We start from the raw sequence: 22,630 nt of genomic DNA, 5'->3' as shown, positions 1-22,630 counted from the left end.
CGACGCCGGGGCGTCGGTGGCCTGACCTAGGCTGACGGCATGGCCGACCCAGCGACCTATCGCCCGAAGCCGGGGGAGATCCCCACGTCGCCCGGCGTCTACCGGTTCCGCGACGCGCACGGCCGCGTGATCTACGTGGGCAAGGCGAAGAACCTGCGGGCGCGGCTGTCGAGCTACTTCCAGGACGTCGCCCACCTGCACCACCGCACGCAGAGCATGGTGACCACGGCGGCGTCGGTCGAGTGGACGGTGGTGGGCACCGAGGTCGAGGCCCTGGCGCTCGAGTACTCGTGGATCAAGGAGTACGACCCGCGGTTCAACGTGAAGTACCGCGACGACAAGTCGTACCCGTTCCTCGCGGTGACCATGGGGGAGGAGGTGCCCCGCGCCCAGGTGATGCGCGGCGCCAAGCGCCCCGGCACGCGCTACTTCGGACCGTACGGCCACGCCTGGGCGATCCGCGAGACCCTCGACCTCCTGCTGCGGGTCTTCCCGATCCGCACCTGCTCCGCGGGCGTCTACCGCCGAGCGCACCAGACCGGCCGACCGTGCCTGCTCGGGTACATCGACAAGTGCTCGGCGCCCTGCGTCGGGCGCATCACCGTCGACGACCACAAGCAGCTGGCGCAGGACTTCTGCGACTTCATGGCCGGCGACACCCAGCGGTTCGAGCGGCGCCTCACCGCACGCATGAACGAGGCCGCCGCGTCCATGGAGTACGAGCAGGCGGCCCGGCTGCGCGACGACATCCAGGCGCTGCGCCGCGCCACGGAGAAGAACGCCGTCGTGCTCCCGGACGCGACCGACGCCGACATCTTCGCCCTGGCGGGGGACGAGCTCGAGGCCGCCGTCCAGGTGTTCCACGTGCGCGGCGGGCGCATCCGCGGGCAGCGCGGCTGGGTGGTGGAGAAGGTCGAGGACGTCACGGACGCGGAGCTCGTCGAGCACCTGCTGCAGCAGGTGTACGGCGCGGTCGAGGACGCGCGCGCGGCGGCGGAGGTGGCGGACCTCGACTCCGAGGGCCGCGCCGCGTCCCGGCGCGAGACGCGCGACGCCGTCCCGCGGGAGGTGCTGGTCCCGGTGCTGCCACCGGACCCGGAGCAGATGACGGCGTGGCTGACCGGCCTGCGCGGAGCCCGGGTGGAGCTGCGGGTGCCGCAGCGTGGCGACAAGCGCGAGCTCGCCGCCACCGTGAGGGCGAACGCGGAGCACGCCCTGACCCTGCACCGGACCCGCCGTGCGGGCGACCTCACCACCCGGAGCCAGGCGCTCCGGGAGATCCAGGAGGCGCTGGGGCTGGAGTCGGCGCCGCTGCGCATCGAGTGCTACGACATCTCCCACACGCAGGGCACGTACCAGTCGGCGTCGATGGTGGTGTTCGAGGACGGTCTGCCGCGCAAGAGCGAGTACCGCACCTTCTCGGTCCGCGGGCCCGAGGGCGACGGGGCACGGGACGACACGGCGGCCATGCACGAGGTGATCACGCGCCGGTTCCGGCGATACCTGGCCGACCGGCTGGCGTCGGGCGACGTGGAGCTCGACGACAGCGACGACGACCGCGACGGTGCGATGGCGTCCGCACGGGTCCCCGCCCGTCCGCGCTCGGGCGAGGTGCCCGCCGAGGAGCCGGGGGAGCGCAAGCGGTTCGCGTACCCGCCGAACCTCGTGGTCGTCGACGGCGGGCCGCCGCAGGTGGCGGCGGCGCAGCGCGCCCTCGACGAGCTGGGCGTCACCGACGTCGCGCTCTGCGGGCTCGCGAAGCGGCTCGAGGAGGTCTGGGTGCCCGGCGAGGACTACCCGGTGATCCTGCAGCGCTCCTCGGAGGGCCTCTACCTGCTGCAGCGCGTGCGCGACGAGGCCCACCGGTTCGCCATCACGCAGCACCGGCGGCGTCGGAGCAAGGGCATGATCACGTCGGCCCTGGACGACGTGCCCGGCCTCGGGCCCACCCGTCGCAAGGCGCTGCTGACCACGTTCGGGTCGGTGAAGAAGCTGCGCGCGGCCAGCGTCGACGAGATCGCCGCGGTGCGGGGGGTGGGCAGGCGCACGGCGGAGGCGGTGGTCGCCGCCCTCGGCAGGGACGGCGGCGCACCCGACGCGGCGTCCGGGGCGACCTCGGCGGACGTGCCGACCGGCGCCGGCAGCGCGCCGACCAGCCACGACGGTGCGGGTCCTGGCATGCTGGGCGCATGAGCGAGCCGGACCCCATCACCGTCCCGCAGGGCATCCCCGAGATCGAGGCCACGACCCCGGCTCCGGAGCAGGCCGAGACCGAGGTCCTGATCATCACCGGCATGTCGGGCGCCGGGCGCTCGCGTGCCGCGGGCGTCCTCGAGGACCTCGACTGGTTCGTGGTCGACAACCTGCCGCCGATGATGATCGTGCCGCTCGTCGACCTCATGACCCGGGCCGGCTCCTCCGTGGAGCGGCTGGCGGTCGTGGTCGACGTGCGCGGGCGGGAGTACTTCGCCGAGCTCACCCGGGTGCTGCAGCACCTGCGCGACGCCGGGGTGAACTACAGGATCCTGTTCCTGGACGCGCGCGACGAGACCCTGGTGCGGCGCTACGAGAGCGTCCGCCGCCCGCACCCCCTGCAGGGCGAGGGCCGGATCCTCGACGGCATCGGCGAGGAGCGTCGTGCGCTCGCGTCGATCGCCGAGCGCGCCGACGTCGTCATCGACACGTCGGAGCTGTCGGTGCACGACCTCGCGCGCGAGGTGCGCGCCGCCGTCGCGGACGGCGCGCCCGACGCGCTGCGCGTGAACGTGCTCGCCTTCGGCTTCAAGTACGGCATCCCGCTCGACGCCGACCACGTCGTGGACGTGCGCTTCCTGGCGAACCCGTACTGGATCACCGAGCTGCGTCACCTCACGGGGCGCGACGCCCCGGTGCGGGAGTACGTGCTCGCCCGGCCCGGGGCGCAGGAGTTCGTGGACCGGTACGTGGCGGCGCTCGAGCCGGTCCTTGCCGGCTACCTGGCCGAGGAGAAGCGGTACGTGACGATCGCCGTCGGGTGCACGGGGGGCAAGCACCGCTCGGTCGCGATCGCGGGCGAGATCGCCCAGCGGCTGCGGGACGCGGGCCAGCGGGTCTCCCTCACGGCGCGCGACCTGGGGAAGGAGTGACGGCGCCGGTCGGGAGCCCGGGGGCGCCGGCGGTGACGGCGCTCGGGGGAGGGCACGGCCTGTTCGCCAGCCTGTCCGCGCTGCGCCTGATGTCCGACCGGCTGACCGCCGTCGTGACGGTCGCGGACGACGGCGGGTCGTCGGGCCGCCTCCGTGACGAGCTCGACGTGCTGCCGCCCGGCGACCTCCGGATGGCGCTCGCGGCGCTGTGCGACGACTCCGAGTGGGGCCGCACCTGGAGCGACCTGCTGCAGCACCGGTTCGTCTCGGGCGGCAGCCTGGACAAGCACGCCATGGGCAACCTCCTGATCGTCGCGCTGTGGGAGCTGCTCGGCGACACGGTGACGGGGCTCGACTGGGTCGGCCGGCTGCTCGGCGCGCGGGGTCGCGTGCTGCCCATGGCGTCGGTGCCCCTCGTGGTCGAGGCGGACGTGCGTCGCGACGGCGTGGCGACCCTCGACACCGTCGTCGGGCAGAGCCGCGTCGCCGTGTCCGAGGGCCGGATCGAGCAGCTGCGGCTGGTGCCGGCGGACCCGCCGGCGTGCCCGGAGGCTGTGGAGGCGGTCCGCACCGCGGACTGGGTCGTCCTGGGCCCGGGATCCTGGTACTCGTCGGTGCTCGTGCACCTGCTGGTGCCGGAGCTCGCGAAGGCTCTGCACGAGACCGACGCGCGCGTGTGCGTGACGCTCAACCTGGCCGCCGAGCGCGGCGAGACCCAGGGGCTGACCGCGACCGACCATCTCGAGGCGCTGTACCGGCACGCGCCGGGACTGCGCGTCGACGCGGTGCTGGCCGACCCGTCGGCCGTGGAGGACGTGGACGAGCTCGCCGACGCCGCCCAGGCCGTGGGCGCCCGGCTCCTCATGCGCCAGGTGCGTCGCGGCGACGGGACGGCACGCCACGACCCGCTGCGCCTCGCGGCGGCCTACCGGGACGTGTTCGAGGGCGTCTACGGGGACGTGTGACCGCTGCCCGGCGGCACGCTGCCGACGGCTCGGGGTGCTTGCCTCGCGTGGCAGGATGACGCCATGGCGCTGACGGCAGAGGTGAAGGACGAGCTCGCGCGGATCAAGGTGACCCGGACGTCGTGCCGCAAGGCCGAGGTCTCGGCGACGCTGCGGTTCTCCGGCGGGCTGCACATCATCTCGGGCCGCGTGGTGATCGAGGCGGAGCTCGACGACGAGGCGGCCGCGGCGCGGCTGCGGCAGTCGATCACGGAGCTCTACGGGCACACGAGCGACCTGATCGTGGTGCAGGCCGGGGGTCTGCGCAAGAACAACCGGTACGTGGTGCGGGTGGTGCGCGACGGCGAGTCGCTCGCCCGCCAGACGGGCCTGCTGGACTCCCGGGGGCGGCCGGTGCGCGGCCTGGCCCCGGAGGTCGTGTCGGCGGGCGTCGCGGAGGCCGAGGCGGTGTGGCGGGGTGCGTTCCTCGCGCACGGGTCGCTGACGGAGCCCGGCCGGTCGATGGCGCTGGAGGTCACGTGCCCCGGGCCCGAGGCGGCGCTCGCGCTGGTCGGCGCCGCGCGGCGCCTGGGCGTGCAGGCGAAGTCCCGGGAGGTGCGGGGCGTGGACCGCGTCGTGGTCCGCGACGGCGAGGCGATCGGGGAGATCCTGCGGCGCATGGGTGCCGTCCGCACCCGCGAGATCTGGGAGGAGCGGCGTGCGCGGCGCGAGGTGCGCGGCACGGCCAACCGGCTCGCGAACTTCGACGACGCGAACCTGCGGCGGTCGGCGCGGGCCGCCGTGGCGGCCGGCGCCCGGGTGCAGCGCGCCTTCGAGATCCTGGGCGAGGACGTGCCCGAGCACCTGCGCCAGGCGGGGGAGCTGCGCCTGGCGCACAAGCAGGCCTCCCTGGAGGAGCTGGGGCAGCTGGCGGACCCGCCGCTGTCCAAGGACGCCGTCGCGGGCCGGATCCGGCGGCTCCTGTCGACGGCGGACAAGCGGGCGCTCGAGGTCGGGATCCCGGACACCGAGTCCGGCCTGAGCCCGGAGCTCCTCGACCTCTGACGGCGTCCGGCCGCCCGGGCGGACAGGCCTCGCGACGCGCGTCGGCCGGCTCTGGCCCGGGTCCTGTCCATATGGTCAGACCACATGTCTCACGGTGCCGTCGAGGGTCAGCGGCACGGCCCGTTCGGGTATAGGCTCATTCCGTCAGGTGACGACGACGTGACCCGAGGCTGACCGCCCGGTGGAAGAACGTCGGGTGGTTCCGGGGTCACGACGTGAATCATCAGCACGCCCCTCGCGGCGTGCGGAAGTCGGCATCAACCGTGTGCGCCGGGATCTCACCGGCGCGCCCTGAGGAGGGCAATCGTGACCATCCGCGTCGGGATCAACGGCTTCGGTCGGATCGGACGGAACTTCTACCGCGCTCTCGTGGAGTCGGGTGCGGACATCGAGGTCGTCGGCGTCAACGACCTGACCGACAACAAGACTCTGGCCCACCTGCTCAAGTACGACACGGTGCTCGGCCGCTTCCCGAAGTCGGTCGACTTCGACGACGAGAACATCATCGTCGACGGCCAGAAGATCCGTGCGCTCGCGGAGCGCGACCCCGCGAACCTCCCCTGGGGCGAGCTGGGCGCGGACATCGTCATCGAGTCCACCGGCTTCTTCACCGACGCCACCAAGGCCAAGGCGCACATCGACGCCGGTGCCAAGAAGGTCATCATCTCCGCCCCGGCGAAGAACGAGGACGCGACCTTCGTCATGGGTGTGAACAACGACCAGTACGACCCGGCCGCGCACCACATCATCTCCAACGCGTCGTGCACGACGAACTGCCTCGCGCCGCTCGCCAAGGCCCTCAACGACTCGATCGGCATCGAGCGTGGCCTCATGACGACGATCCACGCGTACACCGGCGACCAGAACCTGCAGGACGGCCCGCACAAGGACCTCCGCCGCGCCCGCGCCGCCGCGCAGAACATCGTGCCGACCACCACGGGTGCCGCCAAGGCCGTCGCCCTGGTGCTCCCGGAGCTGAAGGGCAAGCTCGACGGCTACGCCCTGCGCGTCCCGGTCATCACCGGTTCGGCCACCGACCTCACCTTCGAGGCCCCGAAGGAGGTCACGGTCGAGGAGGTCAACGCCGCGGTCAAGGCCGCCGCCGAGGGCCCGCTCAAGGGCACCCTGGAGTACGTGGACGACGAGATCGTGTCGTCGGACATCGTCACCAACCCGCACACGAGCATCTTCGACTCGAAGCTGACCAAGGTGATCGGCAACCAGGTCAAGGTCGTCTCGTGGTACGACAACGAGTGGGGCTACTCCAACTCCCTCGTCGCGCTGACCGTCCACGTCGGCGAGAAGCTCTGACGACTCCGGCGCCCGACACCGCTCGAGCGTGAGTCACGACGTCCGCGTGCGCGCCGAACTCCGGCCGCGCACGCGGACGTCGTCATGTACGGACCAGATCACCCCGGCCCAGGACGTGCGGACGCATGAGGGTCGCGCCGCGCGCACCGGGCCCTGACGGACAGGTGTGCCCCATGAAGACCATCGACACCCTGGGCGAGCTGCGCGGCAAGCGCGTCCTCGTCCGCTCGGACTTCAACGTGCCGCTCGACGGCACCACCATCACCGACGACGGCCGGATCAAGGCCGCGCTGCCCACGCTGAAGCGCCTCACGGACGCCGGCGCGCGCGTGGTCGTGACCGCCCACCTCGGCCGCCCCAAGGGCGAGCCGAACCCGGCCTACTCCCTGGCGCCCGTGGCCGCGCGCCTCGGTGAGCTGCTGGGCCAGGACGTGGCCCTGGCGGCCGACGTGACCGGGCCGTCGGCCCAGGAGACCGTCGCCGCCCTGGCCGACGGCCAGGTCGCGCTCCTGGAGAACGTCCGGTTCGACGCGCGCGAGACCTCGAAGGTCGACGCGGAGCGCGAGGAGCTGGCCGGCGAGCTGGCCGCGCTGGCCGACGCGTTCGTGTCCGACGGCTTCGGCGTCGTGCACCGCAAGCAGGCGTCGGTCTACGACGTCGCGAAGCTGCTCCCGGCCGCGGCCGGCGACCTCGTCCTCAAGGAGGTCGAGGCGCTCTCGCGCGCCACCACCGACCCGCAGCGCCCGTACGCCGTCGTCCTGGGCGGCTCGAAGGTCTCCGACAAGCTCGGCGTCATCGAGAACCTCCTGACGAAGGCGGACCGGCTGCTCATCGGTGGCGGCATGGTCTTCACCTTCCTCGCCGCGCAGGGCCACTCGGTGGGCTCGTCGCTGCTCGAGGCCGACCAGGTGGACACCGTCAAGGGGTATCTCGCCCAGGCCGCCGAGTCGGGCGTGGAGATCGTGCTCCCGACCGACATCGTCGCCGCCGACTCGTTCGCCGCCGACGCGCCCCACCGCACCGTCCCGGCCGACCAGATCCCCGACGGGACGATGGGCCTCGACATCGGCCCCGAGTCCGGTGCGCTGTTCGCCGCGCGGCTCGCGGACGCGAAGACGGTCGTCTGGAACGGCCCGATGGGCGTGTTCGAGTTCGCGGCGTTCGCCGCGGGCACCCGCGCCGTCGCGCAGGGCATCGTCGACGCGACCGCGGCCGGCGCGTTCTCGATCGTGGGCGGTGGCGACTCGGCCGCGGCCGTGCGCGCGCTCGGCTTCGACGAGGACGGCTTCAGCCACATCTCCACCGGCGGCGGCGCCAGCCTGGAGCTGCTCGAGGGCAAGGAGCTCCCGGGCCTCGCGGTCCTCGCGGACTGACAGCCTTCCGATCCTTCCCACCCCAGCACGAGAGAACGAGGAGCCCATCGTGGCCACCACCCGCACGCCCCTGATGGCGGGCAACTGGAAGATGAACCTGGACCACACCGAGGCGATCGCCGCGGTGCAGAAGCTCGCGTGGACGCTCAAGGACGCGAAGCACGACTACGAGGCCGTGGAGGTCGCCGTCCTGGCGCCGTTCACCGACCTGCGCTCCGTGCAGACCCTCGTGGACGCCGACAAGCTCGGGGTGCGCTACGGCGCCCAGGACCTGTCGACGCACGCGTCGGGCGCCTACACGGGCGAGATCTCGGGCCCGATGCTGGCCCGCCTGGGCTGCACGTACGTGGCGGTCGGGCACTCCGAGCGCCGCGAGTACCACGCCGAGGACGACGCGCTCGTGAACGCCAAGGTGCGTGCCGCCTTCGAGCACGGGCTCGTGCCGATCCTGTGCGTCGGGGAGGGGCTGGACGTGCGCAAGGCCGGCGAGCAGGTGTCCTACACCCTCGCGCAGGTCGACGCCGCCCTCGCCGACGTGCCGGCGGAGCAGGCCGCGCAGGTCGTCATCGCCTACGAGCCCGTCTGGGCGATCGGCACCGGCGAGGTCGCGACGCCGGACGACGCGCAGGAGGTCTGCGGTGCGATCCGCGGCCGCCTCGCGGAGCTGTACGACGCCGAGCTCGCCGCGGGCGTGCGCGTGCTGTACGGCGGGTCGGTCAAGTCGGGCAACGTCGCGCAGATCATGGCGCAGCCCGACGTCGACGGCGCGCTCGTCGGTGGCGCGAGCCTCGACCCGGTCGAGTTCGCGAAGATCGCGCGCTACCAGTCGCACGTCGCCTGACGCGACACCCCACGGCGGGCCCGGACCCGTCCGACGGACGCCTCCCGAGGATCGTCACCCGATGGAAACATCGGTGTTCGCCTCGAGAGGCGTCCGTCACTTACTCTTGACCCGGCCGGGACGACGTCCTGGTCGGGTGACGAACAGAAGCCCGCCCCGCGGGACGGACGACGAACGAGGACAGCCGAGGACACCGTGGACGTTTTGCAGATCATCCTTCAGGTTCTCCTGGTGATCACCAGCGCCTTCCTGACCCTGCTCATCCTGATGCACAAGGGCAAGGGCGGCGGTCTGTCCGACATGTTCGGCGGGGGGATCTCGAGCGCTGCCGGAAGCTCCGGCGTCGCCGAGCGCAACCTCAACCGGATCACGGTGAGCTTCGCACTCGTCTGGTTCGTCGTGATCGTGCTGCTCGGCCTCATCACGAAGGTGAGCTGAGGCCGCACGACCGCGACCGTCACCGGCCCGGGCTCAGGCTCGGCCGGTGCGGGGGCAACGGAGCCGGGTGGCGAGCCCGGCTCCACGGTTCACGAAGATCGTCCGTGGGCGTACGCCCACTGAGTCGAAGGTGAGGACGACAGGACGTGGCTACAGCCGGTCATGCGATCCGGGGCTCGCGCGTGGGCGCGGGTCCGCTGGGAGAGTCCGAGCGCGGCGAGGCGGCACCCCGGGTGCGGGTCTCGTACTGGTGCGCGAACGGGCACGAGACGACGCCGAGCTTCTCGGCGAACGAGGGCGTCGAGCCCCCGGAGTTCTGGGACTGTCCGCGCTGCGGCTTCCCCGCCGGGCTGGACGCGGCCAACCCGCCGGAGCCGGTGCGGAACGAGCCGTACAAGACGCACCTCGCATACGTGAAGGAACGCCGGTCCGAGGAGGACGGTGCCGCCCTCCTCGAGGAGGCGCTCGCGACCCTGCGGGCACGCCGGACGGGCCTGCGCCGGGCGAGCTGACGGCGGCGGGTCGGGCTCCGACCCGACGGGGTGTCCACCTGTCGAGACGGTGGCGTAGTCTGGCCGCATGTTCGAGGAAGGACAGCTCTACGCCCCCGTCACCGAGGACGAGCACGGCGTCACGGTGCACCTCACGGACGACCACCCCGGCGCGAACGACCCGGAGTACCGGCGCCGCCGGGAGGTCATCGCCGGCCCTGCGTTGCGCTGGTCGCCGGGAGACCCCGTGCCCCGCGTCGAGTACACCGACGGGGAGAACGAGATCTGGCGCACCGTGTGCGCCGAGCTCGCGCCCAAGCACGAGCGCCTGGCGATCCGTGGGTACCTCGAGGGCAAGGAAGCCCTCGGCCTGCCGACCGACCGGGTGCCGCAGCTCGACGAGGTGAGCGCGGGCCTGGAGTCGCTCAGCGGCTTCCGGCTCCACCCCGCCGCGGGGCTGGTGCCCCTGGACCAGTTCTACGGGTCGCTCGCCGACGGCGTCTTCCACTCCACGCAGTACCTGCGCCACGGGTCGCAGCCCCTGTACACCCCCGAGCCGGACATCATCCACGAGGTCGTCGGGCACGGGAACCTGCTCGCCAACCCGGCGATCGCCGAGGTGAAGCGCCGGGCGGGCGAGGCCGCGCGGCGCTGCGAGACGGCCGAGGGACTGCAGTTCGTGGCGGACGTCTTCTGGTTCACCATCGAGTTCGGCGTGATGTACGAGGACGGGGAGCTGCGGGCGTACGGCGCCGGCCTGCTGTCCTCGTACGGCGAGATCGAGGAGTTTCGTGGCGCCACGATCCTGCCGCTCGACTTCTACTCCATGGGCACCGTGGAGTACGACATCTCGCACTACCAACCGACCCTGTTCGCGTGCGACGGGATGAGCGAGCTCACCGAACGGGTGGGGGAGTTCTTCGCCGAGTTCGACGACGAGACGCCCGCCCGCCTGCTCGCCGACCGGCACCGGTCGGCGAGCTAGCAGGTCAGGCGGCCGGGCCGGCCGCGGCGGCGGCGTCCAGGAGCCACAACGTGCCCTCGGTGCCGTGGGCCCCGGCCGCCGGGACGTCGGTCACCGCGCCGCCGGCGAGGGCGGCGGCGGCCTGGGCCGCCTTCTCGGCGCCGGCCGCGACGACCCACACCTCGCGCGCCCGCCGCAGGGCGTCGAACGTGAGCGAGACGCGCTCCGGCGGCGGCTTCGGGGAACCGTGCACCCCGACCGTCGCGCCGCGGGCCGACAGGCCGTCGTGCCCGGGGAACAACGAGGCGACGTGCCCGTCCGGCCCCATGCCCAGCAGCAGCACGTCGAACTCCGGCACGGCCGGCTCCTGCGAGTCGGCCGCGGGCGAGGGGGCGAAGGCCGCGAGCTCGGCCGCGTAGGCCGCGGCCGACTGCTCCGGCGTCTCGACGGTGTCGCCGTCGAGCACGGCGCCGCGCGCGGGCATCGCGTGCACGTGGGCGCCGGGCAGGCCGGATTCCGCGACGAGCGAGTCCACGAGGGCGGCACGGGCCTGGGTCTCGTTGCGGTCGGGGTCGCCGTCCGGCAGGAACCGTTCGTCGCCCCACCACAGGTGCACCCCGGACCAGTCCACGGCCGCACGCAGCGGGCTCGCGGCCACGGCCTCGAGCGTCTTGATGCCCACGGTGCCGCCCGTCAGCACCGCGTGCACCGGCGTGCGGACCGACTGCACGTCGAGCAGGCGGGTGAGCAGCCGGGCCGCGGCGGCCTCCGCGAGGACGGCCGGGTCCGGGTGCACGACGACGAGCGGCGCGCTCACGCCCGGGCCTTCGCCGTCGACTTCGCCTTGACGGTCTCGACCCGCGTGAGGCCCTTGGTGAGCACCTCGCCGTAGAGCTCGTCGGGGTCGAGGCGCCGCAGCTCCTCGATGAGGGCCTCGCTCAGCGCGCGGATGGGCAGCGCCATGCGGCGCTCCGGCTTCTCGGGCTGCGTGATCGACACGACGCGGCCGTCGGGGCGGTCGAGCACGATCGGCCCGCTCCTGCGCTCCAGGGTCACGCGGGTGATCGCGTCGTCGCTGTCGGTGCGCACGACCGTGGCAGGGCAGCGCAGGCGCTGGCCGAGCCAGGCGGCGAGCAGGTCGAGCGACGTGTGCTGCTCCTGCCCCTCGACGGTCACCGCGGTGACGGGCTCGAACGGCGGCTGTTCCACCGCGGCCGCGATGAGCCCGCGCCACAGGGTGACGCGCGCCCACGCCAGGTCGGTGTCGCCGGGGCTGAACGTGCCCGCCAGCCGGTGCAGCATCGCGACCGGGTCCGCTGCCGTCGTCGTGTCCGTGATACGGCGCTGGGCCATCGCGCCCATCGGGTCCGCCGACGGGGCGTCCGGGCCGCCGGTGGGCCACCAGACGACGATCGGGGCGTCCGGCAGCAGCAGGGGCATGACGAGCGTGTCCGGGTGGTCGAGCATCGGCCCGCCGGCCCGCAGGACGACGACCTCCGAGGCGCCGGCGTCGCCGCCGACGCGGATCTCGGCGTCGAGCCGCGGCGCGGAGCGGTCGCGCTGCGCGAGCGGCGCGATGACGACGACCCGGCACGGGTGCTCGTGGCTGGCCTGGTTGGCGGCGCGGACGGAGTCCTCGATGTCGGCCTCCTCCGCGACGACGACGAGGGTGAGCACCCGGCCGAGCGCCACGGCGCCGCCCTCGTCGCGCAGGTGGGCGAGCCGCTTGCCGACCGCGTTCGTGGTCGTGTCCGGCATGTCGATGATCATCGGGGCTCTCCTCGCTGGGTGCGGCGCGGGTGGATGCGGCGCGGGTGGATGCGGCTCGCCGCGGCGCGGGCGGCGTCGTCGGGGGCGCCGGAGGGCCTCACGGGCGCCGCCACGAGCGGCCGTCGCGGGCCATCATCTTGTCGGCGGACTCCGGGCCCCAGGTCCCCGAGGCGTACTGCTCCGGCTTGCCCTTGCCCGCCCAGTACGCGGTGACCGGGTCGAGGATCTTCCAGGAGAGCTCGACCTCCTCGCGCGTCGGGAAGAGCGGCGGGTCGCCGAGGAGGACGTCGAGGATGAGGCGCTCGTAGGCCTCGGGGGACGACTCGGTGAACGAGTGGCCGTAGCCGAAATCCATCGTGACGTCGCGGACCTCCATCGCGGTACCGGGCACCTTCGCACCGAACCGGAGGGTGACGCCCTCGTCGGGCTGCACGCGGATGACCAGCGCGTTGTTGCCCAGGTCGGACGTGAGCGACGACTCGAACGGCAGGTGCGGCGCCTTCTTGAAGACGACGGCCACCTCGGTGACGCGGCGGCCCAGGCGCTTGCCCGTGCGCAGGTAGAAGGGCACGCCCGCCCAGCGCCGGTTGTCGATCTCGAGCTTGACCGCGGCGAAGGTCTCGGTCGTGGAGTCGGGGTTGAAGCCCTCCTCCTCGAGGAACCCGACGACCTTCTCGCCGCCCTGCCACCCGGAGGCGTACTGGCCGCGTGCGGTGTGACGCCCGAGGTCGCGGGGGAGCCGCACCGAGGAGAGCGCCTTGATCTTCTCCGCGCGCAGGGCCTCGGCGTCGAAGTTGACCGGCTCCTCCATGGCGACGAGCGCCAGGAGCTGCAGCAGGTGGTTCTGGATCACGTCGCGGGCGGCGCCGATGCCGTCGTAGTAGCTCGCACGCCCGCCGATGCCGATGTCCTCGGCCATCGTGATCTGCACGTGGTCGACGTAGTTGCTGTTCCACAGCGGCTCGAACATCTGGTTCGCGAACCGCAGGGCGAGGAGGTTCTGGACCGTCTCCTTGCCGAGGTAGTGGTCGATGCGGAACACCGACTCCGGGTCGAAGACCTGGGAGACGACGGCGTCCAGCTCGCGCGCGCTCTCGAGGTCGTGCCCGAAGGGCTTCTCGATGACGACGCGGCGCCAGGCGTCCGGGGACGACTTGGAGAGCCCCGACTCGGACAGCTGCCGGCACACGATCGGGAACGCGCTGGGCGGCACGGACAGGTAGAAGGCGTGGTTGCCGCCGGTGCCGCGCTCGGCGTCGAGCTGCTCGACCGTCTGGCGCAGGCGCTCGAACGCCTCGTCGTCGTCGAACGAGCCCTGCACGAAGCGGATGCCCTCGGCGAGCTGGCGCCACGTGGCCTCGCGGAACGGTGTGCGGGCGTGCTCCTTGACCGCGTCGTGCACGACCTGGGCGAAGTCCTCGTCCTCCCAGTCGCGGCGGGCGAAGCCCGTCAGCGCGAAGCCGGGCGGCAGCAGGCCGCGGTTCGCCAGGTCGTAGACGGCGGGCATGAGCTTCTTGCGCGACAGGTCGCCCGTGACCCCGAAGATCACCAGGCCGCTGGGGCCGGCGATGCGGGGGAGCCGCAGGTCGAGGGGGTCGCGCAGGGGGTTGTGCTCGGCGGTGATCTTGGCCGGTCTCACGAGGTGGGCACCGTTCTTCGTCGTGCGGGCGGGAGGTGGTGCGGGCCCGGGGGCGCCGTGGCGCCCCCGGGGTGAGGGCTCAGGCCCCCTGGGCCTTCAGCCCGGCGGACGCGGTGTCCAGGAGCTCGGTCCAGGAGTCCTCGAACTTGCGGACGCCGTCCGTCTCGAGGTGGTCGGTGACCTCGGCGAGGGAGACGCCGAACGACTCGATGGTCTCGATCGTGCGCCGCGCGGCGCCCGCGGTGCCGCGGACCGTGTCGCCGGTGACGACGCCGTGGTCGGCGAACGCCTGCAGGGTCGGCTCGGGCATCGTGTTCACGACGCCGTCCGTGACCAGCTCGGAGACGTACAGGGTGTCCGAGTACTCGGGGTTCTTCACGCCGGTCGACGCCCACAGCGGCCGCTGCGGGTGCGCGCCGGACGCCGCGAGCGACCGCCACTCGTCCGTGCCGACGAACTGCTCGTAGGCCTCGAACGCGAGCCGGGCGTTCGCGACGGCGGCCTGCCCGCGCAGGTCGAGGGCCTCCGGCGTGCCGATCTTCTCCAGCGCGGCGTCCACCGAGGAGTCGACCCGGGAGACGAAGAAGGACGCCACCGACCCGATCGGGCCGAGGTCGATCCCGTCGGCGCGCGCCTGCTCGAGGCCGATCGCGAACGCCTGGAGGACGGAGCGGTAGCGCTCGATCGAGAAGATCAGGGTGACGTTGACGCTGATGCCCTGGGCGAGGGTCCGCGAGATCGCGTCCAGGCCGGGCACGGTCGCCGGGATCTTGATGAAGACGTTCGGGCGGTCGACGGTGCGCCACAGGCGCTCCGCCACGACCACGGTCTTGTCGGCGTCGTACGCGAGGCGGGGGTCGACCTCGATCGACACGCGCCCGTCCACGCCGTCGGTGGCGTCGTAGACCGGGCGCAGCAGGTCGGCGGCGGCGCGCACGTCGTCGGTGGTGATGGTCTCGACGGCGGCGTCCACGTCTCCGTCCGCACCGAGGCGGGCGAGCTCCGCCAGCTGGGCGTCGTAGGCGTCGCCGCTGGACAGCGCCTTGGCGAAGATCGTGGGGTTCGTCGTCACGCCGACGACGCCCCGCTCGGCCACGAGGGCCGCCAGGTTGCCGCTGCGCAGGCGCTCCCGCGACAGGTCGTCGAGCCAGATGGACACCCCGGCGCCGGTCAGGTCGGTGATCGGTGCGGGGACGGTGCTCTGCGTCATCGGACGTCCTTCCAGGTCGGAAGCCCCTGAGCGGGAGGTCTCGACAGGGGCCGGGTGGGGCGCCGGCCGGCGACGCCCCACCCTGGGAATCTACGAGCGCTCAGGCGGCGTCGCCAGCGCCGCGCACGGCGGCGAGCGACTCGCGGGCGGCGGCCGCGACGGCCTCCGCCGTGATCCCGAACTCCCGGTACAGCGTCTGGTAGTCGGCCGACGCGCCGTAGTGCTCGAGCGAGACGCTGCGGCCGGCGTCGCCGACCACGTCGCGCCAGCCCTGCGCGACGCCCGCCTCGACGGACACGCGCGCCTTCACCGCGGAGGGCAGCACGGACTCGCGGTACGCGGCGTCCTGCTTGTCGAACCACTCGCGGCTCGGCATCGACACGACGCGGGCGGCGATCCCCTCGGCGGCGAGCTGCTCGCGCGCCTGGACGGCGAGCTGCACCTCGGAGCCGGTGCCGACGAGGACGACGTCGGGCGTGCCGGTCTCGTCGTTCGTGGCGTCGACCAGCGTGTAGCCGCCCTTGAGCGTGCCCTCGGCGCCGGCGAAGCCGTCGGTGCCGCGCGGGAACGTCGGGACGTTCTGGCGCGTGAGGACGATGCCGGCCGGGTTGGCGGTGTTCTCGAGGATGCCGCGCCAGGCCCACGCGGTCTCGTTCGCGTCGGCGGGGCGCACGACGTCGAGGCCGGGGATGGCGCGCAGCGCCGCGAGGTGCTCGACCGGCTGGTGCGTGGGGCCGTCCTCGCCGAGCCCGATGGAGTCGTGCGTCCACACGAACGTCGTCGGGATCTCCATGAGGGCCGCGAGGCGGACCGAGGCCCGCATGTAGTCGGCGAACTGGAGGAAGGTGCCGCCGTAGGGGCGGGTGAGGCCGTGCAGCACGATGCCGTTGAGGATCGCGCCCATGCCGTGCTCGCGGATGCCGAAGTGCAGGGTGCGCCCGTAGGGGTTGCCCGGGAACTTCTTGGTCGCGTGCTCGACGGGGATGAACGACGGCTCGCCGTCCATCGTGGTGTTGTTCGAGCCGGCGAGGTCCGCGGACCCGCCCCACAGCTCGGGCAGCACGTCCTTGAGCGCGGTGAGGACCTTGCCGGACGCGGCGCGCGTGGCGACGCCCTTCTCGGAGGCCTCGAAGACGGGCAGCTCGTCGGTCCAGCCGGCGGGCAGCTCGTGGGCCACGAGGCGGTCGAGCAGGGCCGCCCGCTCCGGGGCGGCGGTGCGCCACGCGTCGTACGAGCGGTCCCAGGCGGCGCGCTGCTCGGCCTGGCGGGCCGCGACGTCGCGCGTGTACCCGAGCACCTCGTCGTCGACGGCGAAGGTCGCCTCGGGGTCGAGACCGAGGGCGATCTTGAGGCCCGCGACCTCGTCGGCTCCCATCGCGGAGCCGTGGATCCCGCCCGTGTTCTGCTTGGTGGGCGACGGCCAGCCGATGATGGTGCGCAGCGCGATGAACGACGGGCGGTCGGTCTCCGCCTTCGCGGCCGCGATGGCCGCGGCGAGCGCGTCGACGTCCTCGGCGTAGCCGGTGCCGCCCTGCGTCCAGTCCACCCGCTGGGTGTGCCAGCCGTAGGCGGCGTAGCGCGCGAGGGTGTCCTCGGTGAACGCGATGTCCGTGTCGTCCTCGATGGAGATCTTGTTGTCGTCCCAGATCACCACGAGGTTGCCGAGCTTCTGCGTGCCGGCGAGCGACGACGCCTCGGACGTGACGCCCTCCTGCAGGTCGCCGTCGGAGGCGATGACGTAGACGTGGTGGTCGAACGGCGACTCGCCGGGCGCGGCGTCGGGGTCGAGCAGGCCCCGCTCGCGGCGGGCCGCGAACGCCATGCCGACGGCGGACGCGAGGCCCTGGCCGAGCGGGCCGGTCGTGATCTCGACGCCGGGGGTGTGGCGGTACTCGGGGTGGCCCGGGGTCTGCGAGCCCCAGGTGCGCAGCGCCTCGAGGTCCTCCAGCTCCATGCCGTAGCCGGAGAGGAACAGCTGCAGGTACAGCGTGAGCGAGGAGTGGCCCGCGGAGAGGACGAACCGGTCACGACCGACCCAGTGCGGGTCGGAGGGGTCGTGCCGCATCGTCTTGCCGAACAGCAGGTACGCGGCGGGGGCGAGGGAGATCGCCGTGCCGGGGTGGCCGTTGCCGACCTTCTCGACGGCGTCCGCCGCCAGCGCCTTGATGGTCTTCACCGCGCGGTCGTCGAGCGAGCTCCACTCGAGCGGGGCGACGACGGGGTCGAACGCGTTCACAGATGTGCCTCTTTCCTGCCCGGAGCGAGCCCCGGGTGATTGCTGCTGCTCTGCCGGTACGGGGCGCCGTCGCGTCGGACGCCGCACGGGGTCCTGGGGGCGACGGCGGGGCACGGCGTCGAGGGGCCGACCGGGTGGGCGGCCCGCTGTTCACCGTTGTGCAGCACCACCCTAGCGCCGAGCATTCCCGTCACGCCCGTCCCGGAGCCGTTCGTCCCACCAGTTGAGCGGCGCGCCGTGCGCGCCGGAGGATGTCCGGGGAGATGACGCCGGCGCGGGCATTTCTCACAGCCGGGCGGCCGCCGTCCGGGCCGCCGGGTCGCTGACCTCGGCGTACGATGAGGCGGCGACCGTCCCACGTCGCCCGAGCTCCCCGGACCCCCAGCCGAGAACGGACAAGCACGCGCGTGAGCACCACGAGCACCACGACGTCCCACCCCCAGGCGCCGACCCGCGCGGCCGCGCGCGCCGAGCGGGAGCGTGCCGATGCGGACCGGGCGGACCGCCGCGGAGGGAACGCGGAGCAGGGCCGGGGGGCGAGCACGGGATGGCGCGACCGCGTCGGGGCGTACGTCGCGCTGACCAAGCCGCGCATCATCGAGCTGCTGCTGGTCACGACGCTCCCCACCATGATCCTCGCGCAGGGCGGCCTGCCCTCGCTGTGGCTCGTGGTCAAGACGCTCGTCGGCGGGACGCTCGCGGCCGCGTCGGCGAACGTCTTCAACTGCTACCTGGACCGCGACATCGACCAGGTGATGAACCGGACCAAGCGGCGCCCGCTGGCCACGGGGGAGATCACGCCGCGGGCGGCCCTGGTGTTCGCCACGGTGCTCGGCGTCGTGTCGCTGCTGTGGTTCGCCCTGCTGGTCAACGTCCCGGCGGCGTGGCTCACCTTCGCGGCGATCGCGATCTACGTGGTCGGCTACACGATGATCCTCAAGCGGCGCACGCCGCAGAACATCGTGTGGGGCGGGATCGCGGGCTGCATGCCCGTGTTCATCGGCTGGGCCGCCGTCACGGAGTCGCTCAGCTGGGCGGCGGTGGCGCTCTTCGGCGTCATCTTCTTCTGGACGCCGCCGCACTACTGGCCGCTGTCCGTGAAGTTCAAGAAGGACTACGCCAACGCCGGCGTCCCGATGCTCCCGGTCGTCGCGACGGACCGTCGCGTCGCGGTCGAGATGGTCGCGCACACGGTCGCGATGATCGCCTGCTCGCTCGCGCTCATCCCGCTCGCGGGCATGTCGTGGTTCTACTCGGCCGTCGCCGTCGCCTCGGGCGGCTGGTTCCTCTGGCTCGTGATCGCGATGCTGCGCCGCGCCGGCCACCCCGAGCGGGGCAAGCTCGGCGCGATGAAGGTCTTCCACGGCTCGATCACGTACCTCACGGTGCTGTTCATCGCGGTCGCGGTGGACGTCTTCCTGCCGTTCTGACCCTCCCGGTGACGCGGCCCGTCCGGGACGTCGCGGCCCCGGGGCATGATGTTCCGGTGCCCGACACCACGTCCGCCCCGCCCCTCCCGCCCGCGCTGACGGCCGCGCTGCAGGACTACCTGGCGCACCTCGGCGTCGAGCGCGGGCTGTCGGCGAACACGGTCGCGGCCTACCGCCGCGACCTCGGTCGCTACGCGCGCCACCTGCACGCCACGGGTCGCTCCGGGCTCGACGACGTGGGGGAGCGCGACGTCGAGGACTACGTCGTCGTGCTCCGTCAGGGATCGGACGGCGGGGCCCCGCTGTCGCCGTCCTCCACCGCCCGCGCGCTGGCCGCGGTCCGCGGCTGGCACCGGTTCGCGCACGCCGAGGGCGCCACGAGCGCCGACCCCGCGTCGCAGGTGCACGCCCCGAGCGCGCTGCGCCGGCTGCCGCACGCGCTGTCGATCGACGAGGTGGCCCGTCTGCTCGACGCGGCGGGCGCCGGCGACGGCGCGGTGCCGCTGCGCGACCGCGCCCTGCTGGAGCTGCTCTACTCCACCGGCGGGCGCATCAGCGAGGTCGTGGGTCTCGACGTCGACGACGTCGACGGCCTCCTGGACGGCGTGGGCCGCCGCACGGACCCGCCCGACGCGCACGACGACGGGGTGCCGCGCGCCGGGTCCGTGCGCCTGCGGGGCAAGGGCGACAAGGAGCGCGTGGTGCCCGTCGGCTCGTACGCGCGGGCCGCGCTGGAGGCGTACCTGGTGCGCGCCAGGGCGCCCCTCGCGTCGGCGGGACGCGGCACGCCGGCGCTGTTCCTCAACACCCGCGGCGCCCGGCTGTCGCGGCAGAGCGCCTGGTCCGTGCTGCAGGCCGCCGCGGAGCGCGCCGGCCTGACGCAGCACGTGTCGCCGCACACGCTGCGGCACTCGTTCGCCACCCACCTGCTCGCGGGCGGCGCCGACGTCCGCGTGGTGCAGGAGCTGTTGGGACACGCCTCGGTGACGACCACGCAGATCTACACGATGGTGACGCGCGATGCGCTGCGCGAGGTGTACGCCGCGGCGCATCCCCGCGCGCTCGGCTGAACCCCCGTCAGCACGCCCGCCGCGGCCCGCCCGCCGGAACGACGGCGCGCCCGGCGTGCCGCCCGGACCCCGGCAGGCCCTGGGGTAGCGTGACGCAGGTGAGCGAGGGACTCGGGAGCGACACCATGACGCAGACGACCACGAGCGACGCCTCACCGGCCGCGGCCACCGCGACCAGCCCCGCGCCGGGCAGTCCGGCCGGCGGGCTCGAGGAACCGCGTACCGACGTCGTCGGGCGGCCGCTGCCCGACTTCCGCGACCCGGCGCCGCTGGCGTCCCACGGGCCCGCGCGCATCGTCGCGATGTGCAACCAGAAGGGCGGCGTCGGCAAGACCACGACCACGATCAACCTGGGCGCCGCGCTGGCCGAGTACGGCCGCCGCGTCCTGCTCGTCGACTTCGACCCGCAGGGCGCCGCCTCGGTGGGCGTCGGCGTCAGCCCGCACGACCTCGACCTCAGCGTCTACAACCTGCTCATGGAGCGCGACGTCAGCTTCACCGACGTGCTGCAGCCCACGAACATCGAGGGCATGGACGTGCTGCCCGCGAACATCGACCTCTCGGCCGCGGAGGTCCAGCTCGTCGGCGAGGTGGCCCGCGAGTCGGTCCTCGCCCGTGCGCTGCGCCCGGCCCTGGACGACTACGACGTGATCCTCGTGGACTGCCAGCCGTCGCTGGGCCTGCTCACGGTCAACGCCCTCACCGCGGCGCACGGCGTGCTCATCCCGCTGGAGTGCGAGTTCTTCGCGCTGCGCGGCGTGGCCCTGCTCGTGGAGACGATCGAGAAGGTGCGCGACCGGCTCAACCCGGCCCTGGAGATCGACGGCATCCTGCCGACCATGTACGACTCGCGCACCCTGCACTCGCGGGAGGTCGTGGCGCGCGTGCACGAGGCGTTCGGCGACACGCTGCTGCACACGGTCATCGGACGCACGGTGAAGTTCCCGGACGCGTCCGTGGCGGCCGAGCCGATCACCAACTACGCCCCGACCCACGCCGGCGCCGCCGCGTACCGGCAGCTCGCGCGGGAGCTCGTCGCCCGTGGTGACGCTGCCTGACCTCGCCCCGGAGCAGGGGGAGGCGGTCGACGCCGTCGACGGCTCCGACGCCCGGCCGGGGTTCGAGGTGCACCTCGACAACTTCACGGGCCCGTTCGACCTGCTGCTGTCGCTGATCGCGAAGCACGAGCTGGACGTCACCGAGGTGGCGCTCGCGGCCGTGACCGACGAGTTCGTCGCGCACATCCGCGCGGCCGAGGCCGCGTCGCGCGAGGCGATGGCTCGCGGCGAGGAGCACCCGTCGTGGGACCTCGGGACGGCGAGCGAGTTCCTCGTCGTCGCGGCCACCCTGCTCGACCTCAAGGCCGCTCGGCTGCTGCCCGGCGTGGTCGAGGAGGACGCCGAGGACCTGGAGCTGCTCGAGGCCCGCGACCTGCTGTTCGCCCGGCTGCTCCAGTACCGCGCGTACAAGGAGGTCTCCGGCCTCCTCGCCGAGCGGCTGGAGACCGAGGGGCGCCGCGTGCCACGGTCCGTCCCGCTCGAGCCGCACCTCGTGGCGCTGCTGCCGGAGCTGGTGTGGACCCTCGACGGCGCGCGTCTCGCCGAGCTGGCGGCCAAGGTGCTGGAGCCGAAACCCCCGCCGGTCGTCGGGCTGGACCATCTCCACGCCCCCGCCGTGAGCGTGCGGGAGCAAGCGGGCGTGATCGCGCGCCGGCTGCGGCGCGAGCACGTCGCGACCTTCCGCGCGCTCGTCGCGGGGGAGGAGCGGCTCGTGGCCGTCGCGAGGTTCCTCGCCCTGCTGGAGCTGTTCCGCTCCGGCCGGGTGGCGTTCGAGCAGGCCACGGCGCTGGGTGAGCTCACCGTGCGGTGGACCGCGGGCGCCGGAGGCGACCGCGACGACGAGGACGACGAGGACGACGACGGCGAGCTCGCGGCGGGCTTCGAGGAGTTCGACGGGACGCCCGGGCAGGACGAGGGGACCGGCGAACCCGCCGCAGGCGGCGCCGGCGTGACGGAGGTCGTGGCATGACGCAGCAGACGGACGAGCAGGCCGAGGCCGTCGGGCCGGCGGCCGAGGCCGAGCGGATGGCCGAGGTCGAGGTGGACGTCGACGACCTGCCGGGCGGGCTGGCGGCGGCGCTGGAGGCCGTGCTCATGGTCGCGGAGTCCCCGGTGCCGGTCGAGCGCCTCGCGGCGGGCGTCGCGCGGCCGGTGCCGGTGGTCGCCGGGGCGCTCGAGGAGCTGGCCGCGGAGTACCGGGGCGAGACGGGCGGGCGGCCGCGCGGCTTCGAGCTGCGCCAGGGGGCCGAGGGATGGCGCGTGTACTCCGCGCGGGCACAGGCCGACGTCGTGGGCGCCTTCGTCCTCGAGGGGCAGTCGTCCCGGCTCAGCCAGGCGGCGCTGGAGACCCTCGCCGTGATCGCGTACCGCCAGCCCGTGACCCGCGGGCAGGTCTCGGCGGTGCGCGGGGTGAGCGTGGACGGCGTGGTGCGCACGCTGCTGGCCCGCGGCCTGATCGCGGAGACGGGCCAGGACCCGATGACGGGGGCCGTGCTGTTCGGCACGACGGGCGAGTTCCTCGACCGGATGGGCTGGTCGTCGCTCGAGGAGCTGCCGCCCCTGGCGCCGCACCTACCGGACGTGGGGGAGGCGATCGCCCTGGACCCGTCCTCGGCCCTGCGTCGCGGGCTGGCGGAGGACGGGCCCGACGCCTGAGGATCAGGC

Annotated in this window: 20 protein-coding genes; 15 read left to right on the top strand and 5 right to left on the bottom strand. The window is 73.5% G+C overall.

Going from position 1 to position 22,630, the window contains the following annotated elements; translation table 11 throughout:
* The first annotated feature begins 39 nt into the window (after positions 1–39).
* The 10 genes from uvrC to ACFQ8Y_RS11555 all read left to right on the top strand — a co-directional run bounded on the left by uvrC (position 40) and on the right by ACFQ8Y_RS11555 (position 10,573).
* On the top strand, positions 40–2,193 hold the full coding sequence (gene uvrC, locus ACFQ8Y_RS11600) for an excinuclease ABC subunit UvrC (protein WP_430585536.1): 2,154 nt from the start codon (positions 40–42) through the stop codon (positions 2,191–2,193).
* A complete protein-coding gene (gene rapZ / locus ACFQ8Y_RS11595) occupies positions 2,190–3,125 on the top strand; it encodes an RNase adapter RapZ (protein WP_430551994.1) in 936 nt (311 codons plus the stop codon). Before uvrC ends, rapZ begins: the two co-directional genes overlap by 4 nt.
* 32 nt (positions 3,126–3,157) lie before the next feature.
* The gene (gene yvcK, locus ACFQ8Y_RS11590) at positions 3,158–4,090 is read left to right on the top strand and encodes a uridine diphosphate-N-acetylglucosamine-binding protein YvcK (RefSeq protein ID WP_430551993.1); all 933 of its coding nucleotides are present in this window, start codon (positions 3,158–3,160) and stop codon (positions 4,088–4,090) included.
* Positions 4,091–4,153: 63 nt separating this feature from the next.
* Positions 4,154–5,134 carry a DNA-binding protein WhiA gene (whiA, locus tag ACFQ8Y_RS11585; protein WP_429729139.1) on the top strand — a complete coding sequence of 327 codons (981 nt, stop codon included), beginning with the start codon at positions 4,154–4,156 and terminating at the stop codon, positions 5,132–5,134.
* 306 nt (positions 5,135–5,440) lie between these two features.
* Complete coding sequence (gene gap, locus ACFQ8Y_RS11580) at positions 5,441–6,445, top strand: type I glyceraldehyde-3-phosphate dehydrogenase (protein WP_429729141.1); 1,005 nt, start codon at positions 5,441–5,443, stop codon at positions 6,443–6,445.
* A 173-nt stretch (positions 6,446–6,618) separates the two neighbouring features.
* Entirely contained in the window at positions 6,619–7,818 is a 1,200-nt protein-coding gene (locus tag ACFQ8Y_RS11575; RefSeq protein ID WP_430551992.1) for a phosphoglycerate kinase, read from the top strand.
* Positions 7,819–7,891: 73 nt separating this feature from the next.
* Positions 7,892–8,659 (top strand): triose-phosphate isomerase, encoded by a 768-nt coding sequence (gene tpiA, locus ACFQ8Y_RS11570; protein ID WP_430552021.1) that lies wholly within the window; start codon positions 7,892–7,894, stop codon positions 8,657–8,659.
* Positions 8,660–8,854: 195 nt separating this feature from the next.
* Positions 8,855–9,097 (top strand): preprotein translocase subunit SecG, encoded by a 243-nt coding sequence (gene secG / locus ACFQ8Y_RS11565; protein WP_380326827.1) that lies wholly within the window; start codon positions 8,855–8,857, stop codon positions 9,095–9,097.
* A gap of 146 nt (positions 9,098–9,243) precedes the next feature.
* Entirely contained in the window at positions 9,244–9,609 is a 366-nt protein-coding gene (locus tag ACFQ8Y_RS11560) for an RNA polymerase-binding protein RbpA (RefSeq protein ID WP_430551991.1), read from the top strand.
* 67 nt (positions 9,610–9,676) lie between these two features.
* Positions 9,677–10,573, top strand: a complete 897-nt coding sequence (locus tag ACFQ8Y_RS11555; RefSeq protein WP_430585535.1) for a phenylalanine 4-monooxygenase — start codon at positions 9,677–9,679, stop codon at positions 10,571–10,573.
* Between the two features lie 4 nt (positions 10,574–10,577).
* Here ACFQ8Y_RS11555 and pgl read toward each other — a convergent pair whose 3' ends face one another.
* The 5 genes from pgl to tkt form a co-directional block, all read right to left on the bottom strand.
* Positions 10,578–11,369, bottom strand: coding sequence for a 6-phosphogluconolactonase (gene pgl, locus ACFQ8Y_RS11550; protein ID WP_430585534.1), 792 nt, complete (start codon positions 11,367–11,369; stop codon positions 10,578–10,580).
* Complete coding sequence (gene opcA, locus ACFQ8Y_RS11545; protein ID WP_430551988.1) at positions 11,366–12,322, bottom strand: glucose-6-phosphate dehydrogenase assembly protein OpcA; 957 nt, start codon at positions 12,320–12,322, stop codon at positions 11,366–11,368. Before opcA ends, pgl begins: the two co-directional genes overlap by 4 nt.
* Positions 12,323–12,419: 97 nt before the next feature.
* The gene (gene zwf / locus ACFQ8Y_RS11540; protein WP_429763413.1) at positions 12,420–13,961 is read right to left on the bottom strand and encodes a glucose-6-phosphate dehydrogenase; all 1,542 of its coding nucleotides are present in this window, start codon (positions 13,959–13,961) and stop codon (positions 12,420–12,422) included.
* Positions 13,962–14,040: 79 nt separating this feature from the next.
* Positions 14,041–15,171, bottom strand: a complete 1,131-nt coding sequence (gene tal, locus ACFQ8Y_RS11535) for a transaldolase (protein WP_430551987.1) — start codon at positions 15,169–15,171, stop codon at positions 14,041–14,043.
* Between the two features lie 100 nt (positions 15,172–15,271).
* Complete coding sequence (gene tkt, locus ACFQ8Y_RS11530; protein WP_430585533.1) at positions 15,272–17,407, bottom strand: transketolase; 2,136 nt, start codon at positions 17,405–17,407, stop codon at positions 15,272–15,274.
* 407 nt (positions 17,408–17,814) lie between these two features.
* On the opposite strand from tkt, the gene ACFQ8Y_RS11525 reads away from it, so the two are divergent.
* The 5 genes from ACFQ8Y_RS11525 (at position 17,815) to ACFQ8Y_RS11505 (ending at position 22,621) form a co-directional block, all read left to right on the top strand.
* Positions 17,815–18,837, top strand: coding sequence for a heme o synthase (locus tag ACFQ8Y_RS11525; protein WP_430551985.1), 1,023 nt, complete (start codon positions 17,815–17,817; stop codon positions 18,835–18,837).
* A gap of 56 nt (positions 18,838–18,893) precedes the next feature.
* Positions 18,894–19,907, top strand: coding sequence for a site-specific tyrosine recombinase XerD (locus ACFQ8Y_RS11520; RefSeq protein ID WP_430585532.1), 1,014 nt, complete (start codon positions 18,894–18,896; stop codon positions 19,905–19,907).
* 89 nt (positions 19,908–19,996) lie between these two features.
* Entirely contained in the window at positions 19,997–20,965 is a 969-nt protein-coding gene (locus ACFQ8Y_RS11515; RefSeq protein ID WP_429729163.1) for a ParA family protein, read from the top strand.
* Positions 20,958–21,935, top strand: a complete 978-nt coding sequence (locus ACFQ8Y_RS11510; RefSeq protein ID WP_430585551.1) for a segregation and condensation protein A — start codon at positions 20,958–20,960, stop codon at positions 21,933–21,935. Before ACFQ8Y_RS11515 ends, ACFQ8Y_RS11510 begins: the two co-directional genes overlap by 8 nt.
* Entirely contained in the window at positions 21,932–22,621 is a 690-nt protein-coding gene (locus tag ACFQ8Y_RS11505; protein WP_430585531.1) for an SMC-Scp complex subunit ScpB, read from the top strand. The genes ACFQ8Y_RS11510 and ACFQ8Y_RS11505 overlap by 4 nt, the downstream gene beginning before the upstream one ends.
* Positions 22,622–22,630: the final 9 nt, after the last annotated feature.

The sequence above is a fragment of the Isoptericola sp. NPDC056605 genome (genome assembly GCF_042792795.1).
Classification (GTDB): Bacteria; Actinomycetota; Actinomycetes; order Actinomycetales; family Cellulomonadaceae; genus Isoptericola.
Note: the sequence above shows the minus strand (reverse complement) of the source record. Positions and strands in the feature narration are given on the sequence as shown.

Excerpts from the sequence above, each read along its gene's own strand:
- uvrC (WP_430585536.1), top strand. The coding sequence starts at position 40 with ATGGCCGACCCAGCGACCTATCGCCCGAAGCCGGGGGAGATCCCCACG.
- rapZ (WP_430551994.1), top strand. The coding sequence starts at position 2,190 with ATGAGCGAGCCGGACCCCATCACCGTCCCGCAGGGCATCCCCGAGATC.
- whiA (WP_429729139.1), top strand. The coding sequence starts at position 4,154 with ATGGCGCTGACGGCAGAGGTGAAGGACGAGCTCGCGCGGATCAAGGTG.
- ACFQ8Y_RS11575 (WP_430551992.1), top strand. The coding sequence starts at position 6,619 with ATGAAGACCATCGACACCCTGGGCGAGCTGCGCGGCAAGCGCGTCCTC.
- tpiA (WP_430552021.1), top strand. The coding sequence starts at position 7,892 with ATGGCGGGCAACTGGAAGATGAACCTGGACCACACCGAGGCGATCGCC.
- ACFQ8Y_RS11555 (WP_430585535.1), top strand. The coding sequence starts at position 9,677 with ATGTTCGAGGAAGGACAGCTCTACGCCCCCGTCACCGAGGACGAGCAC.
- opcA (WP_430551988.1), bottom strand. The coding sequence starts at position 12,322 with ATGATCATCGACATGCCGGACACGACCACGAACGCGGTCGGCAAGCGG.
- tal (WP_430551987.1), bottom strand. The coding sequence starts at position 15,171 with ATGACGCAGAGCACCGTCCCCGCACCGATCACCGACCTGACCGGCGCC.
- ACFQ8Y_RS11505 (WP_430585531.1), top strand. The coding sequence starts at position 21,932 with ATGACGCAGCAGACGGACGAGCAGGCCGAGGCCGTCGGGCCGGCGGCC.